Source organism: Methylobacterium sp. ap11 (genome assembly GCF_900110515.1).
Classification (GTDB): domain Bacteria; phylum Pseudomonadota; class Alphaproteobacteria; order Rhizobiales; family Beijerinckiaceae; genus Methylobacterium; species Methylobacterium ajmalii.
The window spans coordinates 767-16,317 of the sequence record NZ_FOEB01000011.1; the positions used below are offsets into that span (position 1 = coordinate 767).

12 protein-coding genes are annotated in these 15,551 nt (G+C 71.7%); 2 read left to right on the plus strand and 10 right to left on the minus strand.

Annotated features, from left to right (window positions below):
- Positions 1 to 337: 337 nt before the first annotated feature.
- The 10 genes from BMX97_RS17150 to fabD form a co-directional block, all read right to left on the minus strand.
- Positions 338 to 928 (minus strand): biliverdin-producing heme oxygenase, encoded by a 591-nt coding sequence (locus BMX97_RS17150; protein WP_091752575.1) that lies wholly within the window; start codon positions 926 to 928, stop codon positions 338 to 340.
- The gene (locus tag BMX97_RS17155; RefSeq protein ID WP_091752576.1) at positions 925 to 3,492 is read right to left on the minus strand and encodes a histidine kinase dimerization/phosphoacceptor domain -containing protein; all 2,568 of its coding nucleotides are present in this window, start codon (positions 3,490 to 3,492) and stop codon (positions 925 to 927) included. Before BMX97_RS17155 ends, BMX97_RS17150 begins: the two co-directional genes overlap by 4 nt.
- 140 nt (positions 3,493 to 3,632) lie before the next feature.
- Positions 3,633 to 5,033, minus strand: a complete 1,401-nt coding sequence (locus tag BMX97_RS17160) for a dihydrolipoyl dehydrogenase (protein WP_091752577.1) — start codon at positions 5,031 to 5,033, stop codon at positions 3,633 to 3,635.
- 111 nt (positions 5,034 to 5,144) lie between these two features.
- A complete protein-coding gene (gmk, locus tag BMX97_RS17165) occupies positions 5,145 to 5,825 on the minus strand; it encodes a guanylate kinase (RefSeq protein WP_060848242.1) in 681 nt (226 codons plus the stop codon).
- A 147-nt stretch (positions 5,826 to 5,972) separates the two neighbouring features.
- Positions 5,973 to 6,851 carry a YicC/YloC family endoribonuclease gene (locus tag BMX97_RS17170; protein WP_091752579.1) on the minus strand — a complete coding sequence of 293 codons (879 nt, stop codon included), beginning with the start codon at positions 6,849 to 6,851 and terminating at the stop codon, positions 5,973 to 5,975.
- A gap of 12 nt (positions 6,852 to 6,863) precedes the next feature.
- Positions 6,864 to 8,246, minus strand: coding sequence for an endolytic transglycosylase MltG (mltG, locus tag BMX97_RS17175; RefSeq protein WP_091752580.1), 1,383 nt, complete (start codon positions 8,244 to 8,246; stop codon positions 6,864 to 6,866).
- A 212-nt stretch (positions 8,247 to 8,458) separates the two neighbouring features.
- Entirely contained in the window at positions 8,459 to 9,715 is a 1,257-nt protein-coding gene (gene fabF, locus BMX97_RS17180) for a beta-ketoacyl-ACP synthase II (RefSeq protein WP_091752581.1), read from the minus strand.
- A 62-nt stretch (positions 9,716 to 9,777) separates the two neighbouring features.
- The gene (locus tag BMX97_RS17185) at positions 9,778 to 10,014 is read right to left on the minus strand and encodes an acyl carrier protein (protein WP_048430877.1); all 237 of its coding nucleotides are present in this window, start codon (positions 10,012 to 10,014) and stop codon (positions 9,778 to 9,780) included.
- A gap of 275 nt (positions 10,015 to 10,289) precedes the next feature.
- Complete coding sequence (fabG, locus tag BMX97_RS17190) at positions 10,290 to 11,027, minus strand: 3-oxoacyl-[acyl-carrier-protein] reductase (protein ID WP_060848246.1); 738 nt, start codon at positions 11,025 to 11,027, stop codon at positions 10,290 to 10,292.
- A gap of 14 nt (positions 11,028 to 11,041) precedes the next feature.
- A complete protein-coding gene (gene fabD / locus BMX97_RS17195) occupies positions 11,042 to 11,977 on the minus strand; it encodes an ACP S-malonyltransferase (protein WP_091752582.1) in 936 nt (311 codons plus the stop codon).
- 542 nt (positions 11,978 to 12,519) lie between these two features.
- On the opposite strand from fabD, the gene rpoZ reads away from it, so the two are divergent.
- Together rpoZ and BMX97_RS17205 are read left to right on the plus strand one after the other, a co-directional pair.
- The gene (rpoZ, locus tag BMX97_RS17200; RefSeq protein WP_060848248.1) at positions 12,520 to 12,930 is read left to right on the plus strand and encodes a DNA-directed RNA polymerase subunit omega; all 411 of its coding nucleotides are present in this window, start codon (positions 12,520 to 12,522) and stop codon (positions 12,928 to 12,930) included.
- A gap of 334 nt (positions 12,931 to 13,264) precedes the next feature.
- Positions 13,265 to 15,526: a RelA/SpoT family protein gene (locus tag BMX97_RS17205; protein WP_091752583.1), complete on the plus strand. Its 2,262-nt coding sequence runs from the start codon at positions 13,265 to 13,267 to the stop codon at positions 15,524 to 15,526.
- Positions 15,527 to 15,551: the final 25 nt, after the last annotated feature.

The following is a 15,551-nucleotide window of genomic DNA, read 5'->3' on the forward strand; positions in this document are numbered from 1 at the left end:
ATCGTGTGAGCACCGAAACGTCGGACCAGCATCATCCTACTCACGACCAGACCCGAAGATCCGATCCGCAGGGACGACGCCGTCCACGCTTCTCTTTCTCATATGAACTTGTCAAAGAGCGCGCCGGGCGAACCCGGCATCCATCGGCGAAAACAGGACCGGCACCTGACCAAGGTCAGGCTCACCGGCCCGGACTGTCTCGAAGATGGCTCAGCGCCCGGGCCGCTGTCGCGGCCGGCGCCGATGGATGGTCGTATAGGCCCGGGGTTTCGGCCCGTCAACCGGTTTTATGAAGCTCCGGCGACAGGAATGCCCGTCCCGGCCCCCTCCCCTGCCGTCACGCGGGGTCGGACGGCGCGCAGAGCCAGAGGCGCATCGTGTCGAAGGTCCGGGTGGCGGAGGCCACGATGGCCTCGGCCCCGGCCGTCCCGGCCTCCTCGGCGAGGCGCAGGCGAAACGCCTTCCACATCGCGCCGGTGTCGCGGCCGTGGCCGCGGTAGTAGCGGCAGCCGTCCTCGCCGGTCAGGCCGAGCTGCTGGGTGACGTGCCGGGCGATGACCTGGCCGCCGAGCGTCGAGCCTTCGAGGACGTAGAGGCTGCCGAAGGCCTCCGCCCGGTCGCGGGGCGGCACCGCGGCGGGACGCGGCAGCGCCCGGATCGCCGCGTCGTCGAGCCCGAGATGACGCAGGTCCGCGCTGAGGCGATCGAGGCGGCGGCGCGGGCCGAAGAAGGCGTCGTCCGCCAGAACCTCGGCGAGTGCCGGCTCCCAGGCGGCGTGGAAACCCCAGAAGCGGGCGAGCAGGCCGCGATAGCCCTCGCGGGTCGAGACGCGGGTCTCCCAGGCGAGGTCGCGCTCGATCGCCTCGTGCGCCTCCCGGGTCTCGGCACGCAGGCGCGCGAGGATGTCGTCGCCCCCGGAATCGATCACGCCGTGACCGTGAAACAGGCGCCGGGACGGTTCTCGACCTCGAGCCGGGCATTGATCTGGTCCAGCATCGCCCGGACCAGCTTCATGCCGAGGCCGGTCCCGCGGGCCGGCGCGTCGGACCAGCCGGCCGGCAGGCCCTGGCCCTCGTCGCAGACCGAGAGGCGGATGCGCCCCTCCGTCTCGCCGGCGACGCTGACGGCGACACGCCCACCGGCCTCGGCGTAGGCGTACTTGAAGGCGTTGGTGATGAGTTCGGTGGCGATCAGCGAGAGCGCCACCGCCTTGCGGTAGGGCACCATCAGGCCGGGCTCTGCGTCGAGGTCGACCGCGTGCCCCTTGCCGGCCATGCCGGCGAGGTCGGCGCAGAGGTTCTCGATCGTCTGGCCGAGATCGACCTCCTCGACGCTCTCGGCCTGATAGAGGCTGTCGTGGACCCGCGCCACGCTCATCACGCGCGCCGCGGTCTCGGCGAAGGCCGCCTGCGAGGCCGGATCGGTCACCTGGCGGCGCTGCATCTGCAGGAAGGCCGAGACGATCTGGAGCGAGTTCTTGACCCGGTGGTCGATCTCTCGGGTCAGCAGGTCCTTCTGGGCCAGCAGGCGCTCCTTGTCGGCCAAGAGCCCGGTCAGCTCGGTGATCTTGCGCTGCTGGCGCAGCACCACGCCCTCGACCGCTTGGGCGAGCGCCTCGGCGATGGCGACCTGCCAGGGGGCGAACGGCTCCGAGATGCCGCGGCGCTCCTCGACCCAGCGCTCGAACGAGCGTCGCGGCAGCACCGCCACCGGCCCGCTGCCGGCGAGCACCGGCTTGCGCGGATCGCCGCCCCAGGTGACCGTGCTCGGCATCTCGGGCCGGAACCACAGGAGCAGGTGGCGCCGCTCCGGATCGACGAAGACCGCGAGCAGGCCGCTGGCGCAGGCCGCGAAGGGCGCGCTCGGTGGATGGGCGGCCGGGAACTCGGCGGTGGCGTAGCTGGCCCGGTCCGCCGGCAGGGTCTCGCGCAGCCAGCCCGCGATCGCCCGGATCGCGTCGGCCGGCGGGGTCTCGCCGAGGGAGCGCACGGAATCGTGCGAGACCGTCGCGGCACCCCGGGCCCCGAACAGGTCGAGGACGGTGTGGGCCTGCTCGGTGAGCGCGCTCACGAAATCGTCGGAACGGGCGAGCTCCCGGACGAGATCGCTCTCGAGGGCGAGGTGGGCCTGCTGCTCCTGCCAGAGGCGCCGGCTCTCGAGTTCGTAGACCCGCATCGCGAAGGCATCGGCCAGCACAGTGGCGGCGGCGCGGGTCTCGGGCGCGACGTAGTGCGGCCGGCGGTGATGGCCGATCATCAGCCCCCAGAGCCGCCCCTCGACCAGGATCGAGACCGACATCGAGCCGTTCACCCCGAGGTTGCGCTGGTACTCGAGATGGATCGGCGACAGGCTGCGCGACTGCGCGAAGGTGAGGTCGACCGGCGCGTTGGCGGTCGCGGGCGTCGCGACCAGCGGCACCGGAACGTAGTCGCGATCGATGACGAAGCGGCTTTTCGAGCGGGTGTAGAGCGCGCGCGCCTGAGCGGGGATGTCGGAGGCGGGGAAATGCAGGCCGAGCAGGCTCCGGCTCCAGTCCGGGTCCTTGTCCTCGGCGATCGCAGCCCCGTTCCAGTCGGAATCGAAGCGGTAGACGAGAACGCAGTCGAAGCCGGTGAGCGCGCGGGTTTCCCGCGCGGCCACCTGGGCCGCGCCCTCGAGCGAATCGGCGCCGCGCAGCCGGCCGATCGCGAGCTCCATGTCGAGCTGGCTGGCGCTGCGGAAATCGTCCGGATGGGCCGGGGCCAGCTCCAGCTCGACCACGATGCGCTCGCCGTTGCGGTGGGCCACCGCCTCGACCGGCAGGCCGGCGGCGAGGACGACCCGTTCGCGCACGGTGCGGCCGGGATCGATCCCCTCCCCCTGCAGGGACGCGCGGATGCGCCCGGCGAGGCCGGCGCCCAGCACCGCCTCGAGGGGCAGGCCGAGGGGATCGCGGTCGAGCGCGTCGCAGACGTTGGCGCTGCAGGCGACCACCGCGAGGCTGTCGACCTCGGCGGCGATCAGCACCGCGTGGGGCTGGATCGCCCCGGGGATGTGGATCGGCTCGCGCTCGCACAGGCTCGGATCGACCGGCTCGGCCCGCACGCGCTGGCTCACCGCCGCCTGCACCGCGTCGCGCCGGTGCCCGGCCTCGAGGGCCTCCAGCGGCTCGGTGATGATCCAGTAGCGGTCGGGCGCCGCCGCGTCGCGCAGGGTGATGCGCACCTGCATCGGCTTGGGGTCGAAGCCGAAGACGAACGAGAAGCTGTCATCGAGCCGTCCCCGGCGCAACCCCTCGCGGAAGCGGCCGTAGAAATGCGGCAGGTGGGTGCAGGGGGCAACGTCGGTGAAGAAGTTGCGTCCGATCACTCGCTCGGGTTGCCGGCCCGAGAAAAGGCTCTCGGCGCGGTTGTAGAGATGGATGACGCCCCGGCCGTCGACCTGGATCACGCCCTGCTGAAGCGCGTCGAGGCCGTGCGGCGCAAGCGCGTCGAGGTCGATCGCCGGAGACATCGTCTGATCGGGCAAGGTCACGGGTATTCCAGGGAGGCGAAGGCCCGAAACGGGCGCGCGTCCAGCGACGGGCCGCTCATCTTATCGGGTTCTGGGGCTGAACGAAACCGCAACGGAGTATCGTCCCCGCCGACGACGCGTCACCGCGTGCCGCCGGTCCGCGCGGCCACCGCCTTGACTGCGGTCTGCAGCCCCTCCTCCAGGGTCGGGTGGTAGAACGGCCGGTCGAGGAAGGTCGCGGCGGTCCAGCCCTCCTGCACCGCCACCGCCATCAGGTGGGCGAGGTGCTCGACGCCCGGTCCGATCATCGCGGCACCGATGAGCCGCCCGTCCGGTTCGGCATAGACCCTGATCATCCCGTCGGCCCGGTCCATCGCCCGCGCGCGGCCCTGGTCGGCGAAGGACGTCTCGCCGACGACCCAGTCGCGGGCGGCTTCCGCGTCGAAGGGACGGCCGATCGCGGCGATCTGCGGATGGGTGAAGACGAGGCTGAAGGCCGGCCAGGGCGACGGTGCCTCGACCTGGGGGAAGCGCGCGGCGTTGCCGCCGGCGATCCAGCCCTGGCGCTGGGCCTCGTGCAGCACCGGCCGCTCGTGGTTGGCGTCGCCCGCGATGAAGATCGGCAGGGTGCCGCATTGCAGGGTGCGCGGGTTGAAGTCCGGCAGGCCGTCCTCCTCGTGGTCGTCGAGGCCGGCCGCCGCGAGGTCGAGGTCGGAGAGGTTCGGCGGGCGCCCGGCGGCGGCGAGAACCCGCGCGAAGGTCCCCTCGCCCCGCTCGCCCGTGGCGAGGCGCCAGGTCAGCCGCACGCCCTCGCCCTCGCCCTCGGCGGTCGCGGTCTCGACGGTGGCGCCGAGGCGCAGGTCGATCTCGGCGCCGAGGAGCGCGGCGGCGCACGCCGCGACCTCGGGGTCGCGGATACCGCCGACGGCCTCCGCGGGGTCGAGGAGGGTGACGCGCACGCCAAGGCGGGTCATCGCCTGGGCGAGTTCGAGCCCGACGGCGCCGGCCCCCAGCACCGCGAGGGAATCGGGCAGCGTCTCGATCTCGAACAGGGTGTCGGTGGTGAGCACTCGGTCGGCGACCGGCCGCAGCGGCTCGGGCAGGCTCGGGCTCGATCCGGTGGCGATCACCACGGCGCCCGGGACGATCCGGGTGTGGTCGTCGACCACGAGCGTCGCCGGGTCGGAGAAGCGCGCGGTGCCGGAGATCCGTTGTTCGGCCGGGATGCGATCGAGCCCGCCGAGGACCGAGGCGACGAAATCGTCGCGCAGGTCCCGCACCCGCCGCATCACGGCGGCACCGTCGATCCGGACCTCACCGACCCCGACGCCGAAGACACCCGCGTGGCGCGCGTCGTGGGCGGCGCGCGCCGCCTCGATCAGGAGCTTCGAGGGCATGCAGCCGACCCGGGCGCAGGTGGTGCCGCCGGGGCCGCGCTCGATCACGACCGCGCGGGCGCCGGCCTTCGCCGCCGCGTCGTAGGCCGCGAGCCCGGCCGTGCCGGCCCCGATGACGGCCACGTCGCAGGTCAGTTCACGCATCTGTCTTCCCCTCGGGCCGCACGGCGCGGCGGAGCGGCGACGGCGCTTGTTGGCCCCCGGGCAACTTGGATCGTGGACGATTCGTTCCCGCGCGTCGGGTCGTCCCGGGCATCAGGCCGGCGATGCACCGCCCTCGGCGAGGAGCCGGCCGACGAAGCCGGACAGGCCGACCTGGCGCTCGCGGCGCAGGTGCTCGGCGGCCAGGATCGACTCGAGGGTCTTGAACGAGCGGTCGAGGTCGTCGTTGACCAGCACGTAGTCGTATTCCGACCAGCGTTCGATCTCGGTGCGGGCGTTGAGCAGGCGGCGCTCGATCGTCTCGGCGGAATCCTCGGCCCGGCGCTCCAGGCGGCGGCGCAGCTCGGCCATGCTGGGGGGCAGGATGAAGACGGTGACGACGTCGTCGCGCAGCTTGCCCCGCACCTGGCGGGTGCCCTGGTAGTCGATGTCGAAGATCATGTCGCGGCCGGCGGCCAGCGCCTTCTCCACCGGGCTGCGCGGCGTGCCGTAATAGTTGCCGTGGACCTCGGCCCATTCGAGCAGGTCGTCGCGCTCGCGCAGGTGCTCGAAGGCGTCCCGGTCGATGAAGCGGTAGTGCTGGCCGTCGATCTCGGACGGGCGGCGCGCCCGGGTGGTGACCGAGACCGAGAGCTCGAGGCCCCATTCGGGCCGCTGCGCCAGCGCCCGGGTCAGGGTGGTCTTGCCCGCCCCCGAGGGCGAGGACAGGATCAGCACCAGGCCCCGGCGCGCCACCGGTGCGTTCAGGAGTTCGGAGCCCATAGTCGCCACCATCGCGTTCCATCATCCTCGTCGGCGGCGCGGGCGGGCGCGGGGCCGTGCCCCGCCGCGCATCCGGCTCTTCCGTCAGATCCCTTCCAATGCCGCCGGCCCGGCGGGCGCGCAACCGGGGAGATGCGGGCCGGGCGGGGACAAGTGCCCCTACTCGATGTTCTGCACCTGCTCGCGGAACTGCTCGACCACCGCCTTGAGGTCGAGGCCGATGCGCGAGAGCGCGACGTCGTTGGCCTTGGCGCAGAGGGTGTTCGATTCGCGCCCGAGCTCCTGGGCCAGGAAGTCGAGCCGCCGGCCGACGGCACCCCCAGCCGCCAGCAATTCGCGGGCGGCGGCGAGGTGGGCGCGCAGGCGGTCGATCTCCTCGCGCACGTCGGCGCGGGTGGCGAGCAGCACCGCCTCCTGGTGCAGGCGCGCCGGATCGAAGGTCGCGACATCCATCAGGGCGGCGACCTGGGCGGCGAGGCGGGCCTTCACGGCCTCGGGCCGGCGGGCCGGGCAGGCCTCCGCCGCCTCGACGAGATCGGCCATGGCGGCGAGCTGGCCGCCGACGATCTCCGCGAGCGCCCGTCCCTCGGCGCGCCGCCCCTCGGCCAGGGCCTCGACGAGCCGCAGGGCGGCCGCCGCGAGGTCGCGCCGCAGGGCCTCCTCGTCGTCGCCCGTCTCCTCCTCGACCTCGACGACGCCGCGCACCCCCATCAGCCCGTCGACGGAGGGAAGCGTGATGCCGAGCGGCATCGGCACCCGGGTCACCGCCTCGGCCAGCGAGGCGAGCAGGGCCTCGTTGATGCGTACCCGCGGCGCGGCCTCGGTCCGCGACAGGGTCAGGGTGAGGTGGCAGGTGCCGCGCCCGAGACGCTTCTGCACTAGGGTGCGGGCCTCCTCGCCGACGGAATCGAGGCCCGTCGGCACCCGGACCCGGACCTCGAGGCCGCGGCCGTTGACGCTCTTGAGCTCCCAGGCCCAGTGCGTGGGCCCGGTGGTTCCGGCCTCGCGGGCGAAGCCCGTCATGCTGGCGATGGTCATCGTGTGCGGCGCTCAGGGGTTGCGCAGGACCGGGACGGTCTTGGGCGAGTTCAGGTCGAACGTCTTGTTGCGCAGGGGATCGCGGGCCGTCCCCTCCGAGGCGTCGAAGGCGCGCGAGCGGGCGGACGTGCTCGCCTCGCCGCCGTCATAGGCGAGCGGGGCGCCCGGCAGGGCGGTGCGCGGCGGCAGGGCGGCGCCGGCGGCCGCCGGGTCGGCCTGCGCCGGCGGCTCGACCTTGTCGACGCCGATCGTCGTGCCGGGATCGGCGGCGGCCTTGGCCTTCTCGACCTGGCGCCAGCGGGCGACGTTGCGGTTGTGGGCCTCCAGGGTCTCGGCGAAGACGTGGCCGCCGGTGCCGTCGGCGACGAAGAACAGCTCCTTGGTGCGCGAGGGGTTGGCCACCGCCTCCAGCGCCGCGCGGCCCGGATTGGCGATCGGCCCCGGCGGCAGGCCCTCGATCGCGTAGGTGTTGTAGGGCGTCACCCGGTCGATCTCGGAGCGCAGGATGCCGCGCCCGAGGGTGCCGCGGCCGCCGACCAGGCCGTACACGATGGTGGGATCCGATTGCAGCCGCATCCGCTTCTGCAGCCGGTTGACGAAGACCCCGGCGACGCGGGGCCGCTCGTCGGCCCGGCCGGTCTCCTTCTCGACGATGGAGGCCAGCGTGACCATCTCCTGGGGCGTGCGCACCGGCACGTCGGGCGAGCGGCGGGCCCAGATCTGGTTCAGCACCTCGCGCTGCTTGGTGCGCATCAGGTTGAGGATCTTCTGGCGGGAATCGCCGCGCTCGAACTTGTAGGTATCGGGCAGGAGCGAGCCCTCCGGCGGGGTCTCGTTGATGTCGCCGGTCAGCACGTCGTTGTCGTTGAGGCGGGCGACGATCTGCTCGCTCGTCAGGCCCTCCGGGAAGGTGATGGCGTGCTGGACCGGCCGGCCCTGCACCAGCACGTCGACCACGTCGTCGATGCTGGCATGGGCCTTGAAGTTGTACTCGCCGGCCTTCAGCGCCGCCTTGCGGCCGAAGCGGGCGGTGAGCTCGAACAGCATCGGGTGGCCGATCACGCCCTCGCGCTGGAGCAGTTCCGCCATCTCGCCGACGCTGGAACGGGGCACCACCACGACCTTGTCGGCGGGCAGCGGGCCGGCCTCGTTGGTCTGCCGCTCCAGGACCACGATGCCCAGGATGGCGCCGAGGCCGAGGATGACGAACAGGGTCAGGAGGCCGCTCACCGCCGAGAGCAGGCCGCCGCGCTCGCGCACCGGCTTCTCGGGCGGGGGTGGGGCGGCGGTGGGCTTGATGGCCTCGCTCGGGCTGCGCGGAGTGAGCCGGTTCGGCTGGCTGACCGGCTCCGGCACGCTCGGCGCCGGGTCCTGCGTCTTCGATCTGCGAAACATGGCGGTCCTGTCGTGGCGCGTCCGGGAAGCGGCCGGTGGACGCGCGTGCCGGCCCGATGGGGCGGAAATCGACCGAGACCCTAGCAACTTTTATGGCGAAATGGAGCCGCGCGCGCATCGCCGGCCACAGACGACAAAGCCCCTCCGCAGGAGCGAGAGGGGCTTTTCGAAACAGACGAGCAGGAGCCGGACGATTCGCCCGGCCGAAAAACTCAGACCCGGCGCAGGATCAGCGAGGCGTTGGTGCCGCCGAATCCGAAGGAGTTCGACAGGGCGATGTCGACCTTTCGCTTCTGCGCCTTGTGCGGCACGAGGTCGATCGCGGTCTCGACCGAGGGGTTGTCGAGGTTGAGGGTCGGCGGCACCACCCCGTCGCGGATCGCGAGCACGGAGAAGATCGCCTCGATCGCGCCGGCGGCACCGAGCAGGTGGCCGGTGGCGGACTTGGTCGAGGACATCGCCACGTCGGTGGCGTTGCCGAGCAGGCGCTCGACCGCCTTCAGCTCGAGCTCGTCGCCGAGCGGCGTCGAGGTGCCGTGGGCGTTGATGTAGTCGATCTCGGACGGGGCGATGCCGGCGCGCTTCACCGCCGCGGTCATGCAGCGGAAGGCGCCGTCGCCGTCCGGCGAGGGCGAGGTGATGTGGTAGGCGTCGCCCGAGAGGCCGTATCCGACGACCTCGGCGTAGATCTTGGCGCCGCGGGCCTTGGCGTGCTCGTATTCCTCGAGCACCACCACGCCGGCGCCCTCGCCCATCACGAACCCGTCGCGGTCGCGGTCGTAGGGGCGCGAGGCGCGCTGCGGCTCGTCGTTGAATCCGGTGGAGAGCGCCCGGCAGGCGGCGAAGCCCGCGAGCGAGAGCCGGTTGATCGGCGATTCGGCGCCGCCGGCCAGCATCACGTCGGCGTCGCCCAGCGCCACGAGGCGCGCGGCGTCGCCGATGGCGTGGGCGCCGGTGGAGCAGGCCGTCACCACGGCGTGGTTCGGGCCCTTGAGGCCGTGGGCGATCGAGACCTGGCCGGAGGCCAGGTTGATGATCCGGCCGGGAATGAAGAACGGCGAGATCCGCCGCGGGCCCTTCTCGAACAGCGTCACCGAGGCATCGTAGATGCCGCCGATGCCGCCGATGCCGGAGCCGATGAGGACGCCGGTGGCGCACTGATCCTCTTGGGAGGTCGGGTGCCAGTCGGCGTCGTCGAGCGCCTGGCCGGCCGCCGCCATCGCGTAGACGATGAAGGGGTCGACCTTGCGCTGCTCCTTGGCTTCCATCCACTTGTCGGGATTGAACGTGCCGTCGCTGCCGTCGCCCAGCGGGATCGAGCAGGCGATCTTGCACGCCAGATCCGAGACGTCGAAGGCCTCGACGCGGGCGGCACCGCTTTGCCCCTCGATGAGGCGGCTCCACGTGACGTCGACGCTGCTTCCCAGCGGCGACACCATTCCGAGGCCCGTGACGACGACTCGACGCATCGCGTTATCCCGACCCGATCCCATGACGGAAGCGTTCTACCTGTGAATGGAGGACGCGGCGATCAGCCGGCGTTCTTCTCGAGGAACTTGATCGCGTCGCCGACCGTCTGGATCGTCTCGGCGGCGTCGTCCGGGATCTCGACGTTGAACTCTTCCTCGAACGCCATCACCAGCTCGACGGTGTCGAGGCTGTCGGCGCCCAGATCGTCGATGAAGTTCGCGTTCGGGGTCACCTTCTCGGGCTCGACGCCCAGGTGATCGACGACGATCTTCTTCACCCGGTCCGCGATATCGCTCATCGTGTAGGTCCTTAAGTTACTGCTCGTGGAATTGTTCGGAGCCGCCGCGTGCGGGCGGAGCCCCGGGGAGAGTTCGTCATGCGGCCGGCGCACCGGTCGCGCGTGTCGTGGAAAAGCCGCGGACGGCCGGTCCGTCAATCCCCTTGCACGGCCGGCGGGTGCTTAACACAGGGATTCCGCCCTGGCGAGGCCCGCTTCAGCTCCGGTTAAGGAACCGTACCCCGCCGACGGAATGGTGCCCTTGCCCTGGGGACAACCCGCCATCCGCGCCCGGGTCAGTACATCGCCATGCCGCCGTTGACGTGCAGCGTCTGGCCGGTGACGTAGGCCGCCTCGTCGGAGGCGAGGTAGACCGCCGCGGCCGCGATCTCGGCGCCCTCGCCGAGGCGCCCCATCGGCACCGTGGCGAGGATGCCCTCGCGCTGCTTGTCGTTCAGCACGTCGGTCATCGGCGAAGTGATGAAGCCCGGCGCGATGCAGTTGACGGTGATCTTGCGGCTCGCCACCTCGGCCGCCAGCGCCTTGGTCAGGCCGACGAGGCCGGCCTTGGCGGCGGCGTAGTTGCCCTGGCCGGCATTGCCGGTCGCGCCCACCACCGAGCCGATGTTGACGATGCGGCCGTGGCGGCGCTTCATCATGCCCTTCACCGCCGCCCGCGACAGCCGGAACGCCGCCGTCAGGTTCACGGCGATCACGCTGTCCCACTCCTCGTCCTTCATGCGCAGGAAGAGGTTGTCGCGGGTGATGCCGGCGTTGTTGACCAGGACGTCGAGGCCGCCCAGCGCGGCTTCGGCCGCCGGCACCAGGGCCTCGACCGCCGCGGTGTCGGAGAGGTTGGCCTCCAGCACGTGGACGCGCTCGCCGAGCTCGCCCGCCAGCGCCTCCAGGGCCTCGCGCCGCGTGCCCGAGATCGCCACGTGGGCGCCCTGGGCGTGCAGGGAGCGGGCGATGGCGCCGCCGAGGCCGCCGGTGGCGCCGGTGACGAGGGCCTTGCGGCCGCTGAGGTCGAACATGGATGGTGTCTTTCTCAGAGCGTGAAGGCCGCGACCTCGGCCGAGGTACCGACCGGCGTGGCCGACGTCCCCGCCGCGATGCGCTTGACGAGGCCCGACAGCACCTTGCCGGTGCCGATCTCGTAGAAGGCGTCGACGCCGGCAGCGGCCATGGCCGCCACGCATTCGCGCCAGCGCACCGTGCCGGTGACCTGCTCGACCAGGGCCGAGCGGATCGCCGCCGGCTCGCCGATCGGAGCGGCGAGCACGTTGGCCATCACCGGCACCCTGGCGGGGCACAGGTCGACGCGGGCGAGCGCCTCGCGCATCGCCTCGGCGGCCGGCGCCATCAGGCTGCAATGGAAGGGGGCGGAGACGTTGAGCATCACCGCGCGCTTGGCGCCGCGGCCCTGCGCCAGGGCGACCGCCCGCTCGACCGCGGCGCGGTGGCCCGACACCACGACCTGGCCGGCGCCGTTGTCGTTGGCGACGTCGCAGACCTCGCCGTCACGGGCCTCCGCGGCGACCTCGGCCGCCGCCTCGACGTCGAGGCCGAGAAGCGCCGCCATGGCGCCCGAGCCCACCGGCACCGCCTTCTGCATCGCCTCGCCGCGCAGGCGCAGCAGGCGGGCCGCGTCGGCGAGCGACAGGCTGCCGGCGGCGGCGAGCGCGCTGTACTCGCCGAGCGAATGGCCGGCCACGTAGGCGACGTCCCGGGCGAGATCGAGGCCGCGTTCGGCCTCCAGCACCCGCAGCACCGCGATGCTGGCGGCCATCAGGGCCGGCTGGGCGTTGGCAGTGAGGGTCAGCTCCTCGGCCGGGCCCTCGAACATCAGGCGCGAGAGGTTCTGCCCCAGGGCCTCGTCGACCTCGGCGAAGACCGCGCGGGCGGCGGCGTGATCCTGGGCGAGGGCCGAGCCCATGCCGACGGCCTGGCTGCCCTGGCCCGGAAAGATGAAGGCGCGCGACACGTGCGGGTGTTTCCTGCCCTGGGTTCGTGAGTCGATGCGGCTGCGGGACGCAGCGATTGGGCGGCGCCAGTCGCAGAGCCTTCGGCGCTAGTCAAGCGTGGCCGGACGGTAAAAATGCGTCGTCCGACGCGGGAGAATCCAGTCGGCGGAACGTCGTCGCCTCGGCGATCCTCTACGGAGGGCGAGCCGTTCGGCAAGAAGAAGTGCCGCGGGTTTCCCCCTTCCCCCCTCTGCGGGGAAGGGTTGCTCGCGGATGCGAGGCGGGAGAGGGGTCGACGCTTCCGGAGGGGTCGCGACCTCGGTGACCGGCTCCCTCTATACCGATGTCGCGCTGCCCCTCTCGGCGGGACTGCGTCCCGCTGCGCCTACTCCGTAGGCCACACTCCCCCGCGGAGGGGGAGGGTTACCCGCGCCGTGCACTTTACCCGGCTGCCCTGCAAAGCCTCACATCCTCCGGGCTGCCGACGCTTGTTGCAAAACGGCATCTCGTGTAGGGAGGCCGCTACTCCGAGATTTTCGTTTGACCAAGGAAGGGGTCGCGCATGGCTCGCGTCACCGTTGAGGACTGCATCGACAAGGTCGAGAACCGCTTCGAGCTGGTTCTGCTCGCCGGCCACCGGGCTCGCCTGCTCTCCTCCGGCGCCCCCCTCACCATCGACCGCGACCGCGACAAGAACCCGGTCGTGGCCCTGCGTGAGATCGCCGACGAGACCATCACGCCGGACGACCTCAAGGAGCAGTTGATCCACTCGCTGCAGAAATACGTCGAGGTCGACGAGCCGGAGGCCGAGACCGTGCCACTGCTCTCCAGCTCGCCGGCCGCCGCTGCGGTGGCACCGCAGGGCTCCGGCGACGGCGACGACATCCAGTTCGACAAGATGAGCGAAGAGGACCTGCTGCGCGGCCTCGAGAACCTCGCGCCCCCGACCGAGACGGAGGAGGAAGGCGACTGAGCCTTCCGTCGGGACCCGGAGGAGGAAGGCGACCGAGCCTTCCGTCGGGACCAAGAGCAGGAAGGCGACCGAGCCTTCCCTCAGGACCCCCACGACCCGAACCCGGCCGAGAGGCCGGGTTTTTTCGTGACCTTTTTGACCGATCCCGGGCGGAAGCGCCGCCGCCGCGACGTTTAGGGGCTGGCGCGGCCGCACGTTCGGCTCGATATTCCCATCCGGACCTCCACCAGCGTCGTCGGCGTTCAGCGCAACCGGCTTCAGATCCGGCACGCCGCGACGCCTCCGCCGGCCGCGTGCCGTCGGCTCTCGCGCGCCTGAAGGAGACCAACGGCGGATGATGCGCCAGTACGAGCTCGTCGAGCGGGTCAAGGCCTACAACCCCGGCGCCGACGAGGGGCTGCTGAACCGGGCCTACGTCTACGCGATGCGGGCGCACGGCACGCAGAAGCGCGCCTCCGGGGATCCGTTCTTCGCCCACCCGCTCGAGGTGGCGGCCATCCTCACCGACCTGCGGCTCGACGACGCCACCATCGTGGCGGCGGTGCTGCACGACACGGTCGAGGACACCGCCGCCACCCTCGACGAGATCAACCGGGTGTTCACCCCGGAGATCGGCCGGCTCGTCGACGGGCTCACCAAGATCAAGCGCCTGGATCTGGTCTCGAAGCGCGCCGCGCAGGGCGAGAACTTCCGCAAGCTCCTGCTCGCCATCGCGGTCGACGTCCGGGTGCTGCTGGTCAAGCTCGCCGACCGGCTGCACAACATGCGCACCCTGCAGCACATGCCGGCGGAGAAGCGCGCCCGCATCGCGCAGGAGACCCTCGACATCTACGCGCCGCTGGCCAGCCGCATGGGCATGCAGGAGCTGCGCGAGGAGCTGGAGGACCTCTCCTTCGTCAACCTGAAGCCCGACGTCTACGCGACGATCAGCAAGCGCCTCTCCGACCTCTCGGCCAAGTCCGAGCGCCTCGTCGAGAGCATCGAGCGCGACCTCGTCGCCAAGCTCGCGAATGCCGGCATTACCGCCACCGTCAAGGGACGGCAGAAGCGCCCCTACTCGATCTGGAGCAAGATGGAGCGCAAGTCGGTCGCGTTCGAGCAGCTGTCCGACATCTTCGGCTTCCGGGTCATCGTCGACACGGTCGACACCTGCTACCGGGCGCTCGGCGTCGTCCACACCACCTGGCCGATGGTGCCCGGCCGCTACAAGGACTACATCTCGACCCCGAAGCAGAACGACTACCGGTCGATCCACACCACCGTGATCGGGCCGAAGAGCCAGCGCGTCGAGCTCCAGATCCGCACCACCGAGATGGACGAGATCGGCGAGTACGGCATCGCCGCGCACGCCCTCTACAAGGACGGCGCGCCGCATCTCGCCACCGAGAGCGGCGCGTACCAATGGCTGCGCCGCACCATCGAACTGCTCGCCGAGGGCGACAGCCCCGAAGAATTCCTGGAGCATACCAAGCTCGAGCTGTTTCAGGACCAGGTCTTCTGCTTCACCCCGAAGGGCCGGCTGATCGCGCTCCCCCGGGGCGCCACCCCGATCGACTTCGCGTACGCGGTCCATACCGACGTCGGCAACACCGCGGTGGGGGCCAAGATCAACGGCCGCATCGCGCCGCTCCTCACCGAACTGCAGAACGGCGACGAGGTCGAGATCGCCCGGGCCGACGGGCAGATCCCGCCGGCGGCGTGGGAATCCCTCGTCGTCACCGGCAAGGCCCGCGCCGCCATCCGGCGCGCCACCCGCTCGGCGGTGCGCCGGCAATATGCGGGTCTCGGCCGGCAGATCCTCGACCGCGCCTTCGAGCGCGCCGGCAAGAACTTTTCCGACGAGAAGCTGCGGGGCGCCCTGCCCCGGCTCGCCCGCCAATCGACCGAGGACGTGTTCGCGGCGGTCGGCCGGGGCGAGATGTTCTCCGGCGACGTCGTGAAGGCGGTCTATCCCGACTACAAGGACGAGCGCCGCGCCGCGAGCCAGCCCGCCCCGGGCGGTCCGCGGCCGCACGTCAGCGGCGCCGGCCGCCTGTCCCTCGACAAGGACCAGACGGTGCGGCTCACCTGGCCGGGCAAGGACGCGAACGGCAAGGACGTGAACGGCAAGCAGGCCGCCCCCGGCGGCGAGGCCTCGGAGGACGGCGCGATCCCGATCCGCGGCCTCGACAGCGACCTCCTGGTGCGCTTCGCCCCCGACGGCGGCGCCGTGCCGGGCGACCGGATCGTCGGCATCCTCACCCCCGGCGAGGGCGTGACGATCTACCCGATCCAGTCGCCGGCGCTCGCCGCCTTCGACAACGAGCCGGACCGCTGGCTCGACGTGCGCTGGGACGTGGACGGCGCCTCCAACCAGCGCTTCCCGGCGCGGCTGGCCCTGCAATCGATCAACGAGCCCGGCAGCTTCGCCCAGATCGCCCAGGTGATCGCCGACCACGACGGCAACATCGACAACATCTCGATGAAGCGGCGCAGCCAGGACTTCACCGACGTCACGATCGACCTCGCGGTGTGGGACCTGAAGCACCTCAACGCCATCGTGTCGGAGCTGCGCGCCAAGCGGGTGGTGAGCCGGGTCGACCGGGTGAACGGGTGAGGCGGGCGGACGGGCAGGATTGCAC

Excerpts from the sequence above, each read along its gene's own strand:
- BMX97_RS17170 (WP_091752579.1), bottom strand. The coding sequence starts at position 6,851 with ATGACCATCGCCAGCATGACGGGCTTCGCCCGCGAGGCCGGAACCACC.
- rpoZ (WP_060848248.1), top strand. The coding sequence starts at position 12,520 with ATGGCTCGCGTCACCGTTGAGGACTGCATCGACAAGGTCGAGAACCGC.
- BMX97_RS17160 (WP_091752577.1), bottom strand. The coding sequence starts at position 5,033 with ATGCGTGAACTGACCTGCGACGTGGCCGTCATCGGGGCCGGCACGGCC.
- fabG (WP_060848246.1), bottom strand. The coding sequence starts at position 11,027 with ATGTTCGACCTCAGCGGCCGCAAGGCCCTCGTCACCGGCGCCACCGGC.
- mltG (WP_091752580.1), bottom strand. The coding sequence starts at position 8,246 with ATGTTTCGCAGATCGAAGACGCAGGACCCGGCGCCGAGCGTGCCGGAG.
- BMX97_RS17205 (WP_091752583.1), top strand. The coding sequence starts at position 13,265 with ATGATGCGCCAGTACGAGCTCGTCGAGCGGGTCAAGGCCTACAACCCC.
- BMX97_RS17155 (WP_091752576.1), bottom strand. The coding sequence starts at position 3,492 with ATGTCTCCGGCGATCGACCTCGACGCGCTTGCGCCGCACGGCCTCGAC.
- fabF (WP_091752581.1), bottom strand. The coding sequence starts at position 9,715 with ATGCGTCGAGTCGTCGTCACGGGCCTCGGAATGGTGTCGCCGCTGGGA.
- gmk (WP_060848242.1), bottom strand. The coding sequence starts at position 5,825 with ATGGTGGCGACTATGGGCTCCGAACTCCTGAACGCACCGGTGGCGCGC.
- BMX97_RS17185 (WP_048430877.1), bottom strand. The coding sequence starts at position 10,014 with ATGAGCGATATCGCGGACCGGGTGAAGAAGATCGTCGTCGATCACCTG.